The sequence below is a fragment of the Polyangium mundeleinium genome (genome assembly GCF_028369105.1).
Lineage (GTDB): Bacteria > Myxococcota_A > Polyangia > Polyangiales > Polyangiaceae > Polyangium > Polyangium mundeleinium.
The window spans coordinates 1,381,083-1,400,595 of record NZ_JAQNDO010000001.1 but is presented as its reverse complement, the minus strand read 5'-3'; the positions used below and the strand labels follow the sequence as shown (position 1 = coordinate 1,400,595).

Below are 19,513 nucleotides of genomic sequence, written 5' to 3'. Positions count from 1 at the left end.
AGGCATCCACGACGCCACCCCGAACACCACGACCGGCCCACCTCCGATCGACCAGCGTTTTTCCTCGGACTTCTGCGCAGGCCGCGGATCCTCGTACCCCCACGGGTCCTCTTGCTTCGGGAGCTTCGCATCGCTCCCAACAACCACCCGCTCCACCTTCGGCGGGTCCTTCTCCGGTTTGTACACCGCTGGCGCAGGTGGGGCAGGCACGGGCAGCGGTTTCAACGTGACCGGGAGCTGCTTGTCCTCCCGCTTCTTCACGGTGAACGGGACGAGCGCCTCCTCGTAGCCGTCGAGCGTCGCGCGTAGCTCGTGCTCTCCCGTGCGCATGAAGATCCAGAAGGACGAGCGACCCATGCGGTTCTTCGGTTTCCCGTCGATCGTGACGCGCACGCCCGCATGCGACAGGAGCACCTCGATCCAAGCGCCCGCGTCACGCGCGACTTCGTGCGCCTCGAAAAAACGTTTCCGCTCGGCCGGCGTTGCTTTCACGGCGAGCTGGAGGGCGTCCAGGAGATGGTCGGTCACCTGCTCGGGCTTGCCGAGCTGCACGAGGAGGACACCGAGCCGGCCGGCGATGAGAGGATCCGGCCGGAGTCTGAGCGCCTGCCGATAGGCCGCGACCGCCGCGCGTGGACGGCCCGCGGCGGCCTCGCGATCTCCCAGCGCTGCGAACGCCTGGAATCGCTGCTCGTCGGTGCTCTCCTCGGTCTCGTAGGCATCGTCGTCAGCTTGCGCCCACGCGGGCGAGACGAGGCCAATGACGATCGCGGACACCGCGGCGAGCCGACGCATACGCTTGGATCCTAGCGCATTCTCGCCAGCGGTTCTAGAGGGACCAACCTCTCCCCTCCGTCACGGAGCGCTCCGAATCTTCGCTCTCGCCTGCGTCGGTGGCGTCCGGCGCTTGGGACGCACGGGGACGCGCGGGGCGAGATGTTCGCAAGGGCTCTGCGGGATTCGGTGACCGCGACGGCGCGGATGCACTCGGGAGATCGTCGGGGACAACGAGCGCGAAACCGGTGGCGAGACCCGCGAGCACGCGCGCCGTGCCCGCGAAGGAGGCTCGCACGCGGGCCAGCTCCGGCTCGGGGCAGTGCATGCAGGCGAGCGCGAGGATGATCGGGCCGGACAGATGCGCGGCACGGTGGATGCACTCGTAGGCGCTGCGCATCGAGGCAGCACGACGTAGCCGCACGAGCAGCACGCCAATCCAGTCCTCGCGCTCCCCGAGGTGGTAGCGAAGGTGGTCGATGGCGGCGGATCGCCTCGACTTCACGGTTCCGATCGAGATCCGAAGCCTCTCCGCGGTCTCCTCGTACGAGACGTCCATGAAGTCGACGAGCACGAACACCGCGAGGTATCGCTCGGGCATGCTGCTCATCGCCGCCATGAGCTTGGTTCGGGCTTCGGCGAGGAAGGCGTCCTCTTCGGGCGTCCGCCCACGACCCGTCGCTTGCTCGGCGTCGTGCGTGTCCGCGGAGAACAGTTGGCGCTCGCGTCGCTCTGCGCGACGCGCTTCGTGCTCGACGTTCTTCGCAATGCCGAACGTCCAAGGACGAATGCCGTCCTCGTGGGGCACGTAGGAAGGGAGGCGGGCGAACGCTCGCGCCATCACTTCCTGGACTCGATCCTCGGCTTTCGGGGCTCGTCGTCCCCGGTGCACAAAGCGGGCGTTCAGGGCAAACGGAAAGTAGTTCAGTCCACAGTTGGGAAAGTTTGGCAGGACGCTCCATGCGCGCCCCATGACTGGGAAGGCGATTTGGTTCGCAGAAATCGACCGTTGCATGTCGATTTCTTCCGATCCTCGAAAAACGCGTCAAGTCGAGCCGTTATCTACCATGGCGGGGGCTTGCCCGGCAAAACTCAGGTCTGCGGCGTCACCTTCTCCTCGGCGACCCGGGCCACGTCGTCGAGCCCGTCGACAGCCGCAAGCTTCGCGACGGCCTGCCATGCATCGCCGTTGCCGCGGAGTTGCGCCGCGCCGACGAACCCGCGCCGTGCCGCGTCCCGGTCGCCCGCGGCGAGGTCCGCGCCCGCGAGCGCGAACATGACGGCCTCTGCCTCGCCCGCGAGCCCTCTCGCCCGGCACGCGTCCAGCGCGGCCCGCAGCTCCGCCCGCGCGGCCGCGACGTCGCCGCCATTCGCGACGAGCGCCGCCTGGACGACCTTCGCGCGCGCGTTCGCCGCTTCCAGGGCCGACGACGCAAGGAACCCCGCGAGGAGCCGCTGGTCCACCTCGAACCGCGCCTCGACGTCAAACACGTCGCCGCCGAGCACCGCGTGCTTCACGCCGAGCGGGAGCGGCAGGCCCGTCCACGTGCGCATCGCCGCCGCGAAGCCGTCCTCGACGTGCGGCGGGAGCAAGGCGACGAGCACGCCCTCGCGCTTTGCTTCGGCGATGCGCGCGACGACGACGGCGGCCCGGTGCATGGCCCCGCCCTCGCGCGGAGTCCGGAGCTTCACGAGGCCAAGTTGCGCGCAGTCAGCGGCGAGCTTCGCGGCGAGCCCGGCGAAGTAGCGCTCTTCGGAGGTGAAGTGCTCTTCGTAGAGGAAGAACGTTCGTCGATTATCGGGGGCACGCTCGATGAGCCGGAGCGTATTCACGGCGCTTCGGCGCTCTTCATGCGAGGCGACGATGCGCAGCGTGCGAGCGCGAGGGCGCCGGAGAAACGTGCACACGGAATCGGCGAACCGCTGCGAAGCCATCGTGATCGGATCCATTGTCGCTCCTCAATTCAGCTTCAATGCACCGCCCACGACATCCGTGACGCCGCCGGATACCTTCACGCAAGGTGCAGCGATCTCGATGGAGCCGGCCGTCATGCGAATGGATGAGCCGCCCACGCAGAGCAGTAGCTCGGCGAGCGCGACGATAGCTATGCTCGGCGCCTGCATCCCGCCCTCGCCCTGGGCGACGAGGGACATCGCGCCACCCGCGGAGACCGTGAATCCCGCGCCCGTGGCGAGCGCGACGTCCGCGCCCACGGCTGCCTCGGTGCTCGCTCCGACCTGCACGCCGAGCGCGCCCCCGATCGTCTGCGTCGCGCTCCCGCTGATCGAGCCGCCGTAGCTGCCCCCGATGTTTGCGGCTTGGTCGGCGCCGACCGTGAGAACGCGGCTCCCCGCCACGGCGAGCGTCGCGCTGCCGCCGATCGTGTCGCTCATGCTGCCGCCGACGTTCCGAGCCTGATCCGCTCCGACGGTGATGCTCCGCGAGGCGGACACGGCAAGCGACTGCGCCGCACCCACGGTCTTCGATTCGTTCGCCGCGACGGCCACGCTTCGGTCTGCACCCACGGAGATCGACTGGTTCACCCCGATCGTCATCGCCTGGTTCGCGTCGACGGCGATTGTTTCGTTTCCGCCGACGTGTTCGGCGTTGTTCCCGCTCACGTCCGTCGAGCGGTTCGCGCCCGTGCTCTCGCTCCGGTCGACGCCGACGCGTGAGCTTGCGTTGTTCGTCACGGTCTCGGCGCGGTCGTTCCCCGCGTGCGTCGCCATGTCACGGCACGCGTGGAGGCTCATCCGCTCGCGCCCCTGCGTGTCGTCGAACGCGAACTCGTTCTTCACGCCGCCGCCCGGCGTCGCGAGCGACTTGATCGTGCTCACCGATGCGGCGCCCTTCGCGTCCGCGGGCGGAAGGTTCTGCCCGTTGTAGACACTCCCGCTCACGAGCGGCCTGTCGGGATCGCCATCGACGAAATGCACGACGACCTCGTCCCCGACGCGCGGATGGAACAGCGCCCCGCGCCCCGCGCCCGCGGAGAGCTGCGAGACGCGCACCCAACATGAGGTGGCTTCCTTCGCGTGCCGATCGCTGTCTTCGTCCCAATGGAACCGGAGCCGCACGCACCCGATGTCGGCACCCACATTGACTTCGGCCCCGCGCGTCGACGGTTCGTCCGTCACGAACGCCGTCTGCGAGCCCATGACTCGCGGCTTCGGCGTGACGCGCGCCGGCCGGAAGCGCGACGGCTCGACGCGGGAGCCCTTGCCGCGCCGCACGAGCTCGAACGTCGCCTTGAAGGGCTCGGGGTTGTGATCGGAGGCTTGCGAGATGACGCCCGACTGCTCGGCGCGCAGTTCCAGGCGCGTGACGAGGTACTGCCCGTCGTGGTGCGTGCCGTCGTGGTCGAGGTGGAAGATCGAGCACGCGGAGAGCACGCGCACGCCGCCCGAGCCCGTGGCGTAGGCCGCCTCGACCGCGAGCCTATCGAGCCGCGCCTGCACGAGCGGAGCGCCGAGCGCGGGGCGCTCGTGGAAGACGCCCGGATAGCGGTGCTCGAAAAGCGCGGCGTCGCGTCCCGCTTCGGCCTGCATGGCGACCGAGGGTTTGCGCCAATCGTAATCGGAAAGCTTGACGGCCCTCTCGCGCAACCGCCCGCCGAGCTTGATTGCCGTTACGTCGCGTCCGTGCACGCCGGGACCGAGCGAGCCGAAGGGGTCAAGCTTCGTCTTGCCTTCATCACCGTCGGAGAGCACGAGGACGCACGTCCCGGGGCCGTGCTCGAAGTGGTACGCGATGCCCTCTTCTTCGAGCAGCCGTGACAGGAAGGCAAAGTCGCTCTCGTCGTATTGCACGCAGTAGGAGCGCGCCGCGCGGTCGTCGAGCCGCGTCGTGTCCGTGATGCGGTAGCAGTACCTCGCGCCGGCCGGCGTGTACGCGTCGGGGTGCTCGTCGTCGCCCTTCGCGTGTGCGCCATCGCTGCGCAGGAAGAACGGAGCGAGTACCGCGTCGATGATCTGGCGCAGCGTCTTGTCGACGAAGACGCGCGACTGCGTGCGGCGCGCAGCGAGCGCGAGCGGGGGCTCGAGGACGACGCGGTAGAGCTGGCCCTCGGGGACGGTCGCGAGCTCTTCGGTCTCGGTGATGATGCCGTGGACGATGCGGTAGCCCGGCGCGGTGAGCGTCGCGACGCGGAGCGACGCCCGCGCGCCGAGGAGTTCGTGCGGGTCGAGGCCGCCGTGGGCGCGGTGGAGGAGGTGGATCTCGTACGTGTAGGGCGTCGAGATCGCCTCGCGGCCGACGAAGCGCACGACGAGGAGCTCGTCCCAGCCCGCGCCCTCGCGGGCGAAGGTGAAGTCCGGATGCGCGCCGCCGAGGAAGGCGCGGATCTTCTCGATGACGTCGGCGACGACGCGAGCGGCGCCGACGCCGGCTTGGATGGAGTCGAGCCCGAACTTCATTGAAATCACATCCTACTGTCGAAGGCTCGTAGCCGTTGCAGAACGCTGTTCGCATTCGCAAATTTTCTTGCGGCGGCAGCACCGAGCACGCGCTCAAGGGCCACTTGTTGTTCAGGAGGCGCCAAGGCAGCAGCGTTCAGCAGTGCCTCCGTATAATCCGCATCGTTCGTCATTGCGCCGACGAGACCGATCGCCCAGTGTTGAGCCACACCTTCCATATCGGATAGCACTGCCAGCACCGACGGAACATACAAGTTGATCGGAACGGCTTCTACGAGGTGAATCAGTCCCCCCATCACTTCGCGATGCTGCGTGTCATCCCGAAAGATCCGGAGAATGGCTTCGACCTCGGGTCTGGTAAATTCGCCGAGGTGCTCCGCGCAGATCGAGAGCGCTTCGTCGAACGACTGCACGTCCGCTTCTGTTGTAAGGCTCTGGTGCACCACCAAGCGTCGAATCGCGCCTCGAATGACTTCACTCATTTGCATCCCTTCGGCCTTTGAAATGCAGACTGGAAGCTGTTCTTGTTCAGCGTAATCGCCTGGAGCAGGCCAGCGCGAATCCTGGACCCATATAATCCGTCGGCTTGGTAAATCCGTCGAAGGTCTCTGATGTCCTTTGCCAGTGCTTGCCTGGGAGTGAGCGAGAGAGCCGGCTGTCGTCCATAGGACCACGTCTGCCGATGGCGTCCGCCCCTCCCGGGAGAAAACTGCTCCATGTAGAAGCAAGCCCCGCTGTCATAAGAGTAGCCGGGCACCCCCAGCGATTGCATGTACGCATGCGAGGGCATGTGATGGGGCGTGAGGTGATCTCCAGGCCGGCGGAGTGCCCAGAGTTCTTCAAACGTTCCGACGCGCCCTTCATTGGGGAGCAGTGGGCCCAGCCCCAGCGGATCCACCCACGCCCACGGATCTCGGACGTAGGCATAGAGATTTAACCCTCCTGCCAGCCCGATCGGATCCTGCGAGATGTACCGGCCGACCTCGGGATCGTAATACCGGAACCTGTTGTAATAGAGCGCCGTCTCATCGTCGGCGTACTGCCCGGGAAACCGCCACGGGTTCGCGGTCTCGTCCACCTGCGTCCACACCTCGCCCCATACGTCGAGTTCCCCCACCCAGGCGGGCGCGCCGTCTTCGTCCACGAGGGCGAGCCGCACGCCAAGGTGATCGGCGAGCACGCCGTACCTCCGCTCGCCCTCGCCCTTCGCGAGCGGCGCGAACGTCCCCGGCTCGAATACCCACGTCACGAGCGGCGTCGCCTCGGGCACCTCGTGCACGAGCTCGTCGCCGTCCCATATGAAACGCCGCACCTCGCCCTCCACGCGCTTCGCCACGCGCCGGCCGAATGCGTCATACGCGAACTGCACGATCCGGTCGTCGGGGAGCAGCACCTCGATGAGCTGGCCGAGCGCGTTCCACCGGTAATCCCATTGCTTGCCGTCGGCCGTCCGCTTGGCGACGAGCTGCCCGTCGGCATCGTGCACGTACTGCGCGCCGTCGGCCTCGGTGAGTCGGCCTCCCGGCCCGTACTTGCGATCGTCACGCTCGGCGCTGCGGTAGACGTTGCCGACCTCGTCGACGGCCCGGTGCTCGACGTGCCCCGAGCGGTCCGCGCCCCACGTCAGGTTCCCGCGGAGGTCATGGCCGAACGACGTCCCGCCGAAGGCCGCGATCTCGTCGTCGCTCTTCCACCGATACTCCCGCTGGATCGTGGCGCCACGGAGCCCAGCCCGAAGCGCCGCCGGGCGACCGAAGCGATCTCGCGCCCATCGCATGTAGCCGTCGCCCGGCAGACGTCGGAGCGCCTCGTCCCCGTGCTCGTCGCGCTCGATCGTCGCTTTCCACGGCGCGCGGAGCCCCAGCTCGCCGCTGCGCAGGGACTCGAACGCGCCGAAGCGCGCATCGTAGCCGAAGGACATGGCCTCGAGCCCGCCGCGCTTGTCGTAGGCGAAGCGCGCCTCGTGCCCGAGGCTCGTCCGGCGGAGAGCGAGCTCGCCCGCGGCGTCGTAGACGCGCTCGACGCGAACGGTGCCCACGAGCTCCTCGACGACGCGGCCGAGCGCGTCGCGGCACAGCGTCGTCTCGACGGCCTTGCTCTTGCCCCACACGACATCGCCCCGTTCGTCGTAGCGGAACGCTACCTCCTCGATCTCGGGCAGTGCCTTGCCCTTGGGTACCCGCCCCGGCATCTGCATGCGCACGGCGCGGCCGAGCTTGTCGCGCTCGATGTCGACCCACTTCTTCGCAGCGTTCGTGTACCGGATGAGCCATCCCGCTTGGTCGTGGATGAATTCGGCCGTGCGGCCGTCGAAGCCCTTCTCTTTCTTCACGCGGCCCGCCTTGTCGCGGAGCATGTCGTGCTTCTCGCCGCGCTCGTTCGTTACGCTGACGAGGTCCTCCTCGCGATCGTAGCCGAGCTGCACGACGCCGCCCTCGGGGTCGACTTGCTCGACGAGCCGGTTCATGCCGGCGTATTTGTAGCGCCACGTGCGGCCACCTTCGTCGACGCGCTCGACGACATTGCCCTCGCCGTCGCGCTTCATGCGGACCCACGTCCCGTCGGTGCGCTCGACGCGTTCGAGGTGACCGGCCCGGCCGTAGCAGAACCGCAGCTCGCCGTGGCGGACGAGGCGGCCCAGCTCGTCGTACACGCGCTCGCCCGTCACGAGGTTACCCTGGTCGTCGTAGGCGAGAGCGAGCGAGCGCCCGAGCGGCCCTTCGATCCGCACGAGGAGCCCACGCCGGTCATAGAAGAACCGCGTCACGTTGCCGAGCGGCTCCGTCTCGCGGACGAGCACGCCGCGCGTGTCGTAGGACCAGCGCCAGGCGACCCCCGCGGCGTCGACCATCTCCTCGGGCAGGTTCATCGCGTTGTAAGCGAAGCGTGTCTCGTGCCCAAGCGGATCGCGAATGGAGACGACGTTGCCCCGCTCGTCGTAGGACCACTCGGTCCGATTCTTGTGGGCGTCCATCTCGGCCGACTTGCGATTGTCGATATTCCACTCGTACCAGCGCTCGATGCCCATCGGGTCGATCTCGCGCTCGACGAGCCCGTCGCCGTTGCCGATGTACGTCGTCGTGCCGCCGCGCGAGTCCTCCACCATGCAGGTGAAGCCGTACTTGTGGTACGTGAGCTTTCGTTCGTAGATCCCGCCGTCGCCCCACGTCTTGGTGCAATACCCCCACGGGTGATACCAGTCGTACTCGAAGTGAAAGGAGAGGCCATTGCGGTTCGTCTCTTTCACGAGCACGCCGCCGTTGTATTCGTACCGGAGAACCTGCTCGGCCGGGTCGATCACCTCGGCGAGGAAGCCGTCGTCGTGGTAACGAAAGCGCACGAGGAGCTGCCAGTCCCCCTTCACCAGCACGCGCACAGCCCACAGGCGATCGCCTCGCATGAGGAAGCGCAGGTGCCGGCCCGCGCTATCGATCACGTCGTGGAGCTGCCCGTCGCGGTATTGCAGGACAATAGCGTTCCCGCATCGATCGGACACAGACGCGAGCGGAAACGAGACGCGCGCCCCGGGGACGGGCTCGCATCGGTATCGCGTGCCATCCGCGAACGTGAGCGTGTAGCCCCCGGCGTCGCGCGCGAGCGTGTAGCGGTCCTGCGCGCGCCATTCGCTCTCGCCGGGCTCGAGCGGGTCGTGCTTCGCGAGCCGGCCGTCGGGCAGCCGCACGTGGAGGAGCAGCTCGCCCTCGTCGACGCACACCTCGAACGGGTGATGCCACCCCGGCCCGAGGACACCCACGGGCTCTTCCCATCGGCTGTAGTAATTGCGCTCGAAGACGAGCGGGAGCGGCCCCGGGAGCTCGAAGTCGACGTGGTCGGTGAGCACCTCGCCCGTCATGACGTCGACGGGATGGCCGGTCAGAAAGCAGACGAGCTTGCTGATTCGGGTGCGCGGCGTGATGCGGAAGAAGCCGTGGATGGCGTCCGATACGGCTTTCGTCCGAATACCGGCCATAACTGCGGCGAGGCCGTCGACGGCCTCGGGGCCGCCCACGTCGACGGAAGACGAGGCGATAATGGAGGCGTTCGGCGTGTTCACCGGGTAGCTACACGTCGACACCGCGGAGCCGGCGCGCGCGGCGGCGAACCCGCCGATCGAGACGGTCTTGCTGCCCGAGATGAGCGTCCCCTCGCCGTCTGCTGCGTCATCGGGCGCGAATGCGACGCCGGGAGGCGTGGGCTGGTGCGGAGTGAGAATGCGGACCGCGGTGCCCGCCGTCGCTGCGGGCAAGCCATTGATGAGCACGGGCCCCGCGCCGAGGGCGCATGAGAGCATGAGGCCCAAGGGGTCGAAGACGATACCGATGTAGATGTGGGGGAGAAGGACGGGGTTTGGCGTGCCAGGCACGATGACCGAGTGGACGTTCACCCCGACGACGACATCGAACCACTTGCTGCCCGAGGACATGCGACCCCCCTTACGCGGCGAGGTTCTACCGGGCGGCACGCGAGTCTGGCAAGTCTGGAGCTAACGTTGGGCGGACGGTGAATGTTTAGGCGGTTCAACGTGGTGGAAACGTTGACGAATAGCGCGGCGACGTGTTGTATCCTACAATGTAGAGCGAGGGGCGATGCGATGGGCTGGTTCGCCTGCGCCAGCACCCACGTCGCGAACCGCTTGTTCACCTTCGAGGGCTCGCCCGTGCCGTCCGCGTTCGCGAGGATCTCGTCGTCAGCGTCCTACGCCCTGGAAGGAGCCTCAGCGTCCTCGTTCGACGAGGGCGACCTCGGCCGCCTCGTCGCCCTCGGCCTGCTCGTCCTCGCCCCGCAGGCCAAGCATCCTGGCCTCTTCCTCAAGTTCACGAGCCAGCGCGCCCGACAAGAGGTCCACGACAAAGCGGCGCGACCGCAACAGCACGTCGTGCGCAGCGGCATCGATGACGGCTTCGAGCGTCATCCCGTCCGCGCGACGCGCAAGGAGTTCATTCCGCTGGCGCTCGCTCGGCGGGCTCGCCTGCAATCCCACGTAAGCATACCAGATGCGGTAGGCCCAATCGCACGCTTCAACCACGCGCTCCGCCCGCGCGTAGGACAACGCGATCGCATGCGTCACGGCCACTGCGACGCGGAAAAAGACGCGATCATCGGGAGCTTTTCCCTCCTCCGCCTCCCCCTGCTCGAGCGCGAGAGCCGCCGCGTCGGGTCGATCGGAGACCGCAGCGACGTAGGCGCGATACATATGCGCAGTGGCGCGGGTCTTCTTGGGAGAAATCGACGCGTGGCGAAGCACCTCGGTCACCCCCGCCTCCTCGCGAATCGCCTCGATTTCAGCATGGATCTGTGCGATTTCGAGCGCGGCGTCGTCCCGCTCCCAATGTATCCATTTGTTCCTTTGCTCGTGCACTTGATCGATCGCCTGCTCGAGGCCACGCACAAACGCGCGGGCGGCGGCTTCCATCCGGCCGAGAGCGCGTAAACATCGGCCGCGAAGGAGCCACCGCTCGACCTCGCGCCCGTCTGATATCCGAAATGCGTCGCCGAGGCGCTCCCGGGTCGCATCGGCGCGCTCGAACATGGCGAGCGCCTCCGCCGGACGTCCCGCGTGGTGATGCGCCGAAGCGCTGAGATCGAGCACCTGGGCGCCGAATACTGCCCGCATTTCTTCTGGCACATCCGACGCCCGCTCCGCAAATGAAAGGAATCGCTCGAGCCATGACAACGCGACCGCGAGCTCCTCCATGCCGAGACCCGCGCACGGCTCGACGGCAGCAGGCATCGGGGCCGGGAGCGCCAAAATCGGTCTCATGCGAAGCACGCTCACCATGAACAGCGCCTGCCCCAAGTCCATGTCACCGTCCATCGTGCGTACGTCGATGCCCTCATAAAGGACACTCGCCCGCTCAAGCCATTCGATGCACGCGCGGCTCGGGTCCTCCGCATGAAACGCTGCCTCTCCCAGCCCGAACGCGGTCTTGGCGAGCTTCGCCCTTCGCCCCCAATCGTCACGACCCAGCCTCACGTCGTCTGCCGCGCGATCGAACCAGTCGAGCGCCTCGTCATCGCGGCCGAGAGACACGAGCGATTCGACGAGGATGATGCGGCTGTCGGGAAGTGATTGCTCGGGGATACACCCCATCGTCCAAAACTCCGAGAGCAGGGCGACAGCTCGCGTGTAGTGACCTTTCGCCTCTTCGTGCCGACCGAGCCGCCCCATGCGCTGGGCGACGGTGGCCCAATGCACACCGCATGTCTCACGCCACACCGAGGCCGCGTCGAAAAGCTTCGCCGCTGCTTCAGCGGCCTTCTGGATATACCCAACCGCGACGACAATGCGACCATCGTCGTCGCCCGCAATCTCGTCGTATAACGTTCCGATTTGCGCGACGAGGTGCCACAGCTTCGTCACGAGCTCGACGCCGTCCCGCGTAGTGACGTCGCATTCCGAGGTTGCGGCCTCTACGTCCGGCAGCGCCCGCAGCAACCAGGACAACGCCTGCGCACGGCGCCCGCTCCGATCGACGCGCGTGATCGCCCGGCCGATCGTCGAGGCCATCGCCGTCAACGCCGCGTCGACCTCCCCCCCGAGGCCGTCCCAATCCGCGCGCTCGAGCGAGTAATCGAGGAACGCTTCGATGGCCGTCGCATCCGTGGGCCTGTCGCACACCGCGCACGCCGCGCTCCACAACCCCTCGAGGTGTGCGTGGATCACGCTCTCCGGCAGCGCAGGGCTCAGTTGACGACGAACAAACGCCGCGATGGGAGGTGGTACGCAGAGCTTCTCTCCATCGCGGACGAGCAAGCCCTCTTGCCGCGCTTCTTCGTACGCGATCTCGAAGAGATCCTCGTCCCATCCCTCCCCGCGGAGCAACGTCAGGAGCGGTCCGATCGGGACCCTCTCCGCGGCAAACAGACAGGAAATCCGCAAGAAAAGCCGCGTGTCCGCGGACAACCCTACCCATGCCTCGACCATGGAATCCAAGACGAATAGACCTCCTGCCCTTGAGCCCGATGAACCTGGGCGGGCCTCCCTCAATGTGTCCACGACGAGCGTCGACCGAGGAATTCGACCCTCTGCTCGAGAAGAGTAGGACAATGTAGGCGTATGCAACCGTGCCGAAGAACGAGGCCACCCCTCACGACTTGCCAGCGCTGCGCGCCGCGAGTTCACGCCGTAGTTTCGGCAGCTCCTTCTTCGGCACCCTCCGAACGAGGTCCGCGATGCGCGCACGCTCGTCGTCCTCGGGAAACGTGCACAGGTCCATGGCGAGCAGATCGAGCCCGCGCGCGATGCGCTCCAGGGTCTCGATGGTGATCGCGGCGAGCCCGTGCTCAATGCTCGAAAGGTGGCCTTTCGAGAGCTGTCCGGCTTCTGCGACCTGCTGAAGGGACAGACCTCGTTCGAGGCGTAGGTCGCGGATACGGGCGCCCACCTTGGCGGCGCCGGGAGAGGGTGTCGTTCGTCTGGGCATGACCAGCTTGTACCACGACAACCATCCGTGGACAAACATAACGAAGGAGCAGCGTGCACGCTCGAGCTCGCGCTGGCGCAGGCGGTACGAAGCTCCAGCCACGCAAACCGACTTGTCCCCGGCTGTGCAGAGAGTAAAAACGCAAGCCACGTGACTTGGACGTCCGTTCGCGTGCTTTACCCGCATGTGCGGCTCCGCCCCGAGGACTGGGGCGTCCAGCGTTGAACCATGACCGCACCGAAGCCCTACGAACTTCGCGCCGACTACGACACCAAAACAATTACCGTGTACCAGGCGTACTCCCCGCAAATTGCGACGGCGGCGCTGGAGCACGGTCGGTTCGTGGCACCGTTTTCGTTCAACCGGATGACGTGGATCAAACCCAGCTTTCTCTGGCTGATGGCACGGAGCAACTGGGGCGCCCGGCCAGGTCAGGAGCGCACGCTTGCCGTGCGGATCACGCGAACGGGCTGGGAACGCGCGTTGGCCCTCGCCGTCCCGACCGATCCCCAAGCGCCCGGCTACGGAAGTTATGATCGCTGGCGCGTCGCATTTGATCGCGCAGCGGTACATGTTCAGTGGGATACCGAGCGGTCACTCCACGGAGCCGGCCTCCCCTACTACAGCATCCAGGTCGGGCTGAGCAGGCACGTCATCCGGGAGTTCGTCGACGAGTGGATCACGGAGATCGTCGATCTCACGGAGCGCGTCCGAAAGATGAGGGACTTCCTCAACAGCCGGCAGGTCGACAAGGCGCGGCGCCTCCTACCTCGCGAGGCGGTTTACCCGTTGTCTCCAGAACTGCGCAGGCGCATCTGCGCTTCGGAGTAGGATCGCGCGCAAGGCCACTGGCAAGCCACCAAGTAGCCCGCCGTGGCGGCTCACGACCTCGCAGGGCGGGCGCCACGAGCTGCTCCCCGGCGTGCGCGGTGGGCGACACGGTAGCGTCTTGCTTGCCGGCCTCCGAGACGCTCCCGGGACGTTGGACGCAGCGCCCGAATCCTGCGGCGCCATGGTCGGCTTCGGCGCGCGACATCCCTTGCCGCCTTCGCCGGGTCGCCCTCCCCCCCACCGCCCCCCGGCAGCGCACGCCACGGTCACGTCGTCATCGGCACGCCCGGCCATGCCCCGCGCGACGTCGACCCGTGACCGCGAACTGGCCCTTCCATGGAAAACCCACTGCATTTCCCATGGCGTCTCCATGGCCGAGCCATGGCCCCCTCCATGGCTCGGTAGGTCGGCGGTCATATGCCCCTCGGGACATCTACGCGCATGTGCCACACCGCACCAAATCACCCAAGACAACGCAACTCAAACCACATTCATGGGTTCGTCTCGACGATCGAGGGTGAGGCATCCGCGATCCACCCCGACATCCGAAGCAAAAAGTGGATCGATTTCATGGATCACTCGAAGATCGACCTCTTAATTTCAAGGGTCGACTTGGAGATTTCCGTGTGTTGAGCGGGAAATTCGCACGCTCTCGGCTTGCATCAGCCTACGTTGACGGCTCCAGATGGTGAGGTAGCATCCCGCCGTAGATGCTTAGATCGGCCGATCCGGTCACCGTTATTCCGTGAAACATCCTCGGTCGCCAGTTCGGGGGATGAAATCGAGCAAAAAGTGGATCGATTTCACGGACTGTCCAAATTTCGACAGCCGTGAAACAGGGGTTTCCGAGACGTGCCTTCGAAAAGTGCCGGGTCTCGAATGGAAAAGTGGGTCTTTGGTCTGGGTTGTGCGCGCCGCCCACAAACGTGAACTAACCAACCAAAATTGAGCGCCCCGGAAGCCGCTATCAGCCTCCAAGTCTGAGCCTGGGTTTGTCTTTCTTCAGAACGCCTCAAAACCCGGCCGATTTTCCGTGCAACCTCGATCCCGGGAGCCGTGAAACAGGCTCCGGAGCGAGCTCGCGCCAAAACTGACGAAAAAGTGGATCGATCAGTGGCCGTACTCGGATCCGAAAGCCGTGAAACAGGCATTTCGCGCACAGCGCCCTCGCCGCGACACAAAAAGTGGATCGATCGCATGGACCTCCCGCGATCCGACCCTTCTCAACCAAGGGGGTCCGTGCAGGATCCCGCAGCGAATACGGCAAATCGATCGACACCTCGCAAACCGTTGATTTAGTTCACGAAATACCTTGGCACATCGCCCCGGCGGAGATAGGCTGCCATTGCTGGACGTCGCCTACGCGCGCAGTGCAGGGCGACGCCGACTTCCTTCGTGGGGCTCCGATGGGCGGAGCTTCAGGGGAGGGTTTTGTCGAAAGGAGCGCCGGGACCATGCACGATCGTCGTGCCCAGCTCGAAGCCATGCGCGCGCTCGTCGAGGCAGAGCTCGCCAAGCTTCCTCTTTCGTCCGAATCGAATCATCCACCACCGTCGTCCGTGCCCGCATTCATGACCGTCGAGGAGTACGCGAGGCGGATCCGGGTCCGGCCGGCGACGGTCCGCCGCATGGTGCGCGAGGAGAACCTGCCGCACGTGAGACCGAGGCCGCGGTTGATCCGGATTCGAGTGCGGGATGCGGACCAATGGGTGGCAGCGAGGGCATCCGGCGCGCTCGCGAGGCGCAGGGCCACGCTGGAGGCCCGCAAGGGGGTGGTTCCATGAGCTTGCCGAAGGGGACGTCGCTGTTCTGGCGGAAGAGCAAGAAGCGGTGGGTGCTCAGTTATGCGGATCCCGTGCGGGGGCAGCCGCAGAAGGTGCTGCCAAAGGAGATCGTTCGGCAGCGGGGCGCGGAGATTTGGGCGCTCGAATGGTTGCGGGTGCAGGGGATCCGGCCGGATGTGGTACTCACGCAGCGGCGCGAGGAAGGTCTCTCGGTGGCGGCGTGTGCGGAAAAGTGGATCGCGTTGCGGACGAAGGATAGTCGCGTCGCGCCGGCAACGTTGACGAACAATCGGCTGCACCTGGACAAATGGATACTGCCTCGGTTTGGGACGAGGGCCATTGCGGGGCTTGAAGTGCCCGAGCTGCGGGCGTTCATCCGGGACCTGCGGGAGCAGCGGGCAGCGTCGACGACGCGGAACGTGTACTACACGTTCTGTACGCTGTACGCAGATGCGATGGCGGAGGGGTGGGTGAACAGTCCCGCGAACCTGGTCGCGCATCCGGCGGTGCAGCGCGAGTTGCCCGAGCTCGAGGCGCGGGCGGTCGTGCGGATTCCGATCGAGTGGGCGCGGGTGCTCATCGCGGATGAACGGATCGCGCTGGAGTGGAGAGCGCGGTATGCGGTCGCGTTCACGAGCGGGGCGCGGGACGGGGAGATTGCGGGGCTTCGCTGGGGCGACGTCGACATGGAGGCCGAGCCGCCGGTGTTCCGAATCGAGCAGGCCGTGGCGATCATCGGCGCCAAGGGCGAGGGCGGGTTCGCCAAGGTGAAGGGGCCGAAGACGAAGGGGAGCCGGAGGACGATGCCGCTGCATCCGGCGGCGAAGGGGGCGCTCGTCGAGTGGCGGGAGCGGTGGCCCGAGCTGGTAGGGAGGAGGCCGCGGGCGGAGGACTTCGTGTTTCCGGGGCCGGGTGGTGGGCCGTCACGCCCGAAGAGCGCGGCGCAGATGCGAGAGGATCTCAAGCGGCTCGGGTTGCCGGGGGAGATCCGGGGGCATCCGGTGGAGTTCAGGGCGACGAGGGCGAGCTTTGCGACGTGGTTGGAGGAGGCGGGGGTGGCGGAGGGCGTGAGGAAGCGGTTGATGGGGCATGCGGTGCGGGATGTGACGGAGAGGCACTATACGGCCCGGGAGATGGAACAGCTAGCGAAGGCAGTATTGGCGATCCCGCTTGGCCCCTGACGTCTTCCAGGACTGTCTACAGCGTCAACGTAGGCCCAGCGACCGAACTCTCCTTCGATGCGTCAACACCGCGTCGGAGCCCCCCGGAGCCGTGACAGGCTGCGTAGGACCCGTAATGAGTGAGCCCGTTGACACGGCCAGGCAACTTCGTACCCTGTGTGCTCCATGGCACCGTCCACGACGAACGACGACGTCCAGCCGCGCCCGGAAGCCCGACCGCTCGCCTGGCAGCAACAGTCTAATCTGCCCACACCATACCTAAGCGCGGACCAGCAAGAAGCTGCCAAGCGTGCGTCTAAGCTCCTTCGCAAGATCGCTGCGAAAGACTGGAAGCCGCGACCGGACAAACCTTCTGGGTTGGACCTGTTCTTGCCGCCTATCGACGAGGAGCGGGTCAATCACGTCGTGATGCTCGATGGGAAACGTGGCTCCGGGAAGACCGCGCTCCTGGTCACGCTCCTGGATGCGGTGGCCTGGAACCTACGCGACGAGGACGGGTCCGTAGCGAAGGACGCGCGGCAGGTCGAGATCCAAGAAGCGTTGGAGCTCCGTGGGCAGGTCATCGTGCCCGTTGGGCTCGTGGACCTGCAGCCCCTGTCCACGTCGGCCAACTTGCTCCTCTACATCGTCGGCAGGTTCCAACGCGTGGTCGAGGCCATCGAGCAAGCGATGGGGGGCCAGGGAGCAGGCGCGCCCTGGCATGCAGTCGGGGAAGATGAGCCGAAGTGCCAGAAGCGGTGGCGTGACTTCCTGCGCGGAGCGGCCATCGGCTGGGACGGGAACCTCTCGGGGCGACGAGCAAACCTCGACCCAGAAGCCTACGCGCTCGAGGTGGATCAGGCGGAGCGGCAGCGGCTCGACGTGGTGACGAGCTTCCGGCGGTTCGTGGACGCGCTGGTCGAGGTGTTCTGCCTCCCTCGTGGAGGAAGATGTTCGCCAGGATCGGCGAAATCACTCCTCCTTGCGGTGTGCCCGCGCCGGGGTACGACAGCTCCCCCTGCTCGAGCACGCCTGCATTCAACCACTTTCCGATGAGCCGCAGCAGCACTCCATCGCGTACCCTGCGGCCGAGGATCTCCCTCAGCATTCGGTGGTCCACGAACTCCTTCTCGAGGAGCACGCGCTCGTGCCCGGCCGTGTCCCAGCGAGAGGTCGAGATGAAGTGGTGAAGCTGCTGCGTCTCACCTGGGCAAACTCGCGCGGCCATCGGCTCGATGCTCTTGCGGTCGCCTGGCCCGAGCAGCCCACGTAGGTAGACCGGCCCCCACTTCTGCTGGGACGGGTAGCCGAACTCGTGCAGGAACGGTGCAAACCAGTGCTCGAACTCGCGCTCCCAGTGTTCCTCAGGAAGTTCGTCACTCTCGAATGTGGGTTTGACGGCGGTCACGCGGGCAAACCAGCGCAAGGGAAGACGCTGGGCCAAATTTTTCGCCACGGCAGACCACGAAGGGCCGTAGATCAAGCTCGGCACGCGTCAGGTCGCGGGCAGGGTCGGTCAGGATGGCAGAGTAGTGCTAAGAGGGTGTTCATCAGGAAGTTTGGCCCTACCAGACTGGTCGTGCCAAACCCAATGTCCATGGGCATCGACGAGCGACCTTCCCGCCAGGGTTATCCTTCCGACCTGACTGATGCCAAATGGGATCTCATCGCCGAGCTGCTTCCACCTCCGATCTGGATCCAGAATCTCCAGCAGCCGAAGTACCACCCGCGGGAGATCATGAACGCCATTCGTTACCGCACGCGGACTGGCTATTCGTGGAGACAGCTCCCGCATGATTTCCCACCGCTTTCTTCTGTCTATCAATGGTACCAGCGGTGGACGAACGAAGGCGTGCTGGATGATATCCACGACCGGCTTCGCCGCATGGTCCGCGTGAAAGCCGGCCGCGAGGCAGAGCCGACCGCGGCCATCGTCGATAGCCAAAGCGTCAAAGCAACAGACGTCGGTGGCCCAACGGGCTTCGACGCGGGAAAAAAGGGGAACGGGCGAAAGCGTCATCTCCTCGTCGACGTCATGGGGATGCTCCTCGCCGTGCTGATCACACCGGCATCGACGCAAGATCGTGATGGGGCCGTTCCCCTGTTGCAAGAAGCGCATCGGGAGTATCCTACGCTCAAACACATATGGGCCGACGGCGCGTATCATGGGAGCGTGATCGACAAGGTTCGCGCAGACACGGGACTGACCATCGAGATCATCAAGCGCTCCGATGACCTGCGCGGATTTGTCGTATTGCCAAGAAGGTGGGTCGTGGAGCGCACGAATGGTTGGCTCTGCAAGTGGCGCCTCCTCAACAAGGAATACGAGCGGACTACCGCATCGAGCCGCGCCGATGTCCTCCACGCAATGACCGCACTGATGCTCCGACGCCTGACGACCACAGACAGGTCGCGTAAGCTCGCGCACGCCCTCGATTCGCCGTCGCCTCGGATCGGCGATGCCCACGGAGGAACGATGAATGCTCTTCGGGACGTCGACGACGACGCAGCAACGACCGTGATGGACCGCTCGGCACTTCCGCCGCAGATCGGGACGCGGATGAGCGTGGCGCATTCCGAGCCGCCGCGCGACACGATCGTGGATACGAAGTGCGGGCCGTCGCGATGGGAGCGATTCTGGACGTTCGTCGTCGGAAGGCGGACAGCTTCCTGAACGCGCTCCGCGAACCTCCCCTGTCGACCCTTCTCCCTCCTGTCCCTCCATATCGATCACCCCGTGAGACGCGCGTGTCCGCGGGAACGAGGCTCGGGGACGACCGATGGGAATTCCTGTTGTTCGAGCTCCTGCGCGCCCCCGGCATTACCAGCGGGCGGCACGAGAGGTCATCAAGTATGCCGTAGGCCTCCGGCAGCTCGGGGACGAGGCGTCCGTCGACGGCCTCGTTCACCTCGTCCTGTCGCGCCAGCGCGAAGACGCAGACGGCACCATCAGCATTGGGCGTCTGCGGGACATCCTATGCGACATGTCCTTCTCGGGCACCCTACATGCCCGCGCTGCGCCGCCTGGACGAGGAGGGCACGGTCGATCTCCTGCCGGCCCACGGGGACGTCGACCGCAACACCCCCTCGGAGCTCCGGGCCCCTCCGGCGCGTATCCGCCTCC

Annotated in this window: 13 protein-coding genes; 5 read left to right on the top strand and 8 right to left on the bottom strand. The window is 66.2% G+C overall.

What is annotated here, in order from left to right:
- Positions 1 to 447: 447 nt before the first annotated feature.
- Positions 448 to 810 carry a hypothetical protein gene (locus POL67_RS05800; protein WP_271916056.1) on the top strand — a complete coding sequence of 121 codons (363 nt, stop codon included), beginning with the start codon at positions 448 to 450 and terminating at the stop codon, positions 808 to 810.
- Positions 811 to 829: 19 nt separating this feature from the next.
- Here POL67_RS05800 and POL67_RS05795 read toward each other — a convergent pair whose 3' ends face one another.
- From POL67_RS05795 to POL67_RS05765, 7 genes are all read right to left on the bottom strand, one after another.
- Positions 830 to 1,747 (bottom strand): RNA polymerase sigma factor, encoded by a 918-nt coding sequence (locus tag POL67_RS05795; RefSeq protein WP_271916055.1) that lies wholly within the window; start codon positions 1,745 to 1,747, stop codon positions 830 to 832.
- A gap of 119 nt (positions 1,748 to 1,866) precedes the next feature.
- Complete coding sequence (locus POL67_RS05790) at positions 1,867 to 2,724, bottom strand: hypothetical protein (RefSeq protein ID WP_271916054.1); 858 nt, start codon at positions 2,722 to 2,724, stop codon at positions 1,867 to 1,869.
- Between the two features lie 9 nt (positions 2,725 to 2,733).
- Complete coding sequence (locus POL67_RS05785; protein WP_271916053.1) at positions 2,734 to 5,190, bottom strand: type VI secretion system Vgr family protein; 2,457 nt, start codon at positions 5,188 to 5,190, stop codon at positions 2,734 to 2,736.
- Positions 5,191 to 5,195: 5 nt separating this feature from the next.
- Positions 5,196 to 5,672: an Imm30 family immunity protein gene (locus tag POL67_RS05780; protein WP_271916052.1), complete on the bottom strand. Its 477-nt coding sequence runs from the start codon at positions 5,670 to 5,672 to the stop codon at positions 5,196 to 5,198.
- On the bottom strand, positions 5,669 to 9,613 hold the full coding sequence (locus POL67_RS05775) for an RHS repeat-associated core domain-containing protein (protein WP_271916051.1): 3,945 nt from the start codon (positions 9,611 to 9,613) through the stop codon (positions 5,669 to 5,671). Before POL67_RS05775 ends, POL67_RS05780 begins: the two co-directional genes overlap by 4 nt.
- A gap of 291 nt (positions 9,614 to 9,904) precedes the next feature.
- The gene (locus POL67_RS05770; protein ID WP_271916050.1) at positions 9,905 to 12,115 is read right to left on the bottom strand and encodes a hypothetical protein; all 2,211 of its coding nucleotides are present in this window, start codon (positions 12,113 to 12,115) and stop codon (positions 9,905 to 9,907) included.
- Between the two features lie 163 nt (positions 12,116 to 12,278).
- Positions 12,279 to 12,614: a helix-turn-helix domain-containing protein gene (locus POL67_RS05765; RefSeq protein ID WP_271916049.1), complete on the bottom strand. Its 336-nt coding sequence runs from the start codon at positions 12,612 to 12,614 to the stop codon at positions 12,279 to 12,281.
- A gap of 228 nt (positions 12,615 to 12,842) precedes the next feature.
- Here POL67_RS05765 and POL67_RS05760 point away from each other — a divergent pair, with 228 nt between their 5' ends.
- The 3 genes from POL67_RS05760 to POL67_RS05750 all read left to right on the top strand — a co-directional run bounded on the left by POL67_RS05760 (position 12,843) and on the right by POL67_RS05750 (position 16,410).
- Entirely contained in the window at positions 12,843 to 13,445 is a 603-nt protein-coding gene (locus POL67_RS05760) for a DUF4291 domain-containing protein (protein ID WP_271916048.1), read from the top strand.
- Between the two features lie 1,454 nt (positions 13,446 to 14,899).
- The gene (locus POL67_RS05755) at positions 14,900 to 15,229 is read left to right on the top strand and encodes an excisionase family DNA-binding protein (protein ID WP_271916047.1); all 330 of its coding nucleotides are present in this window, start codon (positions 14,900 to 14,902) and stop codon (positions 15,227 to 15,229) included.
- A complete protein-coding gene (locus tag POL67_RS05750; protein WP_271916046.1) occupies positions 15,226 to 16,410 on the top strand; it encodes a tyrosine-type recombinase/integrase in 1,185 nt (394 codons plus the stop codon). Before POL67_RS05755 ends, POL67_RS05750 begins: the two co-directional genes overlap by 4 nt.
- Positions 16,411 to 16,969: 559 nt before the next feature.
- Here POL67_RS05750 and POL67_RS05745 read toward each other — a convergent pair.
- A complete protein-coding gene (locus POL67_RS05745; protein ID WP_271930754.1) occupies positions 16,970 to 17,710 on the bottom strand; it encodes a transposase in 741 nt (246 codons plus the stop codon).
- Between the two features lie 276 nt (positions 17,711 to 17,986).
- On the opposite strand from POL67_RS05745, the gene POL67_RS05740 reads away from it, so the two are divergent.
- A complete protein-coding gene (locus tag POL67_RS05740) occupies positions 17,987 to 19,063 on the top strand; it encodes an IS5 family transposase (RefSeq protein WP_271916045.1) in 1,077 nt (358 codons plus the stop codon).
- Positions 19,064 to 19,513 lie beyond the last annotated feature (450 nt).